Origin of the sequence: Bacillus sp. FJAT-27445 (assembly GCF_001510665.1) — a bacterium.
Lineage (GTDB): Bacteria > Bacillota > Bacilli > Bacillales > Cytobacillaceae > Bacillus_D.
In genome coordinates this window covers 1-1,161 of the sequence record NZ_LMTI01000005.1, presented here as the reverse complement: position 1 = coordinate 1,161, position 1,161 = coordinate 1, and the positions used below count along the sequence as shown (strand labels likewise).

The 1,161-nt window shown below is 50.9% G+C and carries 6 tRNA genes and 1 rRNA gene; all 7 read right to left on the bottom strand.

Annotation, left to right across the window (positions count from 1 at the left end):
• Positions 1-66: 66 nt before the first annotated feature.
• The 7 genes from AR337_RS14590 to rrf all read right to left on the bottom strand — a co-directional run bounded on the left by AR337_RS14590 (position 67) and on the right by rrf (position 985).
• Positions 67-143: transfer RNA gene (locus AR337_RS14590), tRNA-Asp, on the bottom strand.
• Between the two features lie 3 nt (positions 144-146).
• A tRNA-Met gene (locus tag AR337_RS14585) sits at positions 147-220 on the bottom strand.
• A gap of 157 nt (positions 221-377) precedes the next feature.
• A tRNA-Val gene (locus AR337_RS14580) sits at positions 378-453 on the bottom strand.
• Positions 454-460: 7 nt separating this feature from the next.
• Positions 461-535, bottom strand: a tRNA-Glu gene (locus tag AR337_RS14575).
• A 17-nt stretch (positions 536-552) separates the two neighbouring features.
• A tRNA-Ser gene (locus tag AR337_RS14570) sits at positions 553-643 on the bottom strand.
• Positions 644-649: 6 nt separating this feature from the next.
• Positions 650-724, bottom strand: a tRNA-Asn gene (locus AR337_RS14565).
• Positions 725-869: 145 nt separating this feature from the next.
• Positions 870-985: ribosomal RNA gene (rrf, locus tag AR337_RS14560) — 5S ribosomal RNA — on the bottom strand.
• Between the last annotated feature and the right edge of the window lie 176 nt (positions 986-1,161).

Sequence of the window (1,161 nt, the reverse complement as noted above, 5' to 3'; positions counted from 1 at the left end):
GAATCGAACCGCCGACACAAGGATTTTCAGTCCTTTGCTCTACCGACTGAGCTACTGAGCCATAAATGGCGGTCTGGACGGGACTCGAACCCGCGACCTCCTGCGTGACAGGCAGGCATTCTAACCAACTGAACTACCAGACCAAATTGCGGGGGCAGGATTTGAACCTGCGACCTTCGGGTTATGAGCCCGACGAGCTACCGGACTGCTCCACCCCGCGACGATAACTAAAATTATTTTACGCTATGCCATTTGCAGGCATCGGCTGTCCCCATCTCAGAAAGCTAAGCCGAGCAGCGGCTCGATGGGTACAACTCGCAGTTCATTCGGTGATGCAACGCTCGTTGCTCCACCCCGCGACGATAAAATAAAACTTATGGTGGAGGATGACGGGATCGAACCGCCGACCCTCTGCTTGTAAGGCAGATGCTCTCCCAGCTGAGCTAATCCTCCATATGAATGGTGACCCCTACGGGATTCGAACCCGTGTTACCGCCGTGAAAGGGCGGTGTCTTAACCGCTTGACCAAGGGGCCAATATTAAAAATATGTATGGCGGAGAGCAAGGGATTTGAACCCTTGATACGCGGTTAGCGTATACACGATTTCCAATCGTGCTCCTTCGGCCACTCGGACAGCTCTCCATTTTTTGGCTCCGCAGGTAGGACTCGAACCTACGACCGATCGGTTAACAGCCGATTGCTCTACCACTGAGCTACTGCGGAATATTTAGTATAACTATACTCCTGTATTTCATTTGTGTCCCCGCCTCAGGAAGACTCGCAAGAAGCGGCTCGGCGGGTACAACTCGCAGCTTACTCGTGGAAGAGATGCTCGTCTCTACCACTGAGCTACTGCGGAATAATTATAGCCTGGCAACGTCCTACTCTCACAGGGGCAAGGCCCCAACTACCATCGGCGCTGAGAAGCTTAACTTCCGTGTTCGGTATGGGAACGGGTGTGGCCTTCTCGCCATTGTCGCCAGACAATGAATCAGACATATATTATTATAATGCCTTTTCAGGTTTTTTCAAGAGAAAATTTCATTCCCTCAAAACTGGATAATGCAGAAGAAGTTTGAAGAACGAGTAATCTATATTCTATATGGTTAAGTCCTCGATCGATTAGTATCAGTCAGCTCCACACGTCGCCGCGCTTCCAC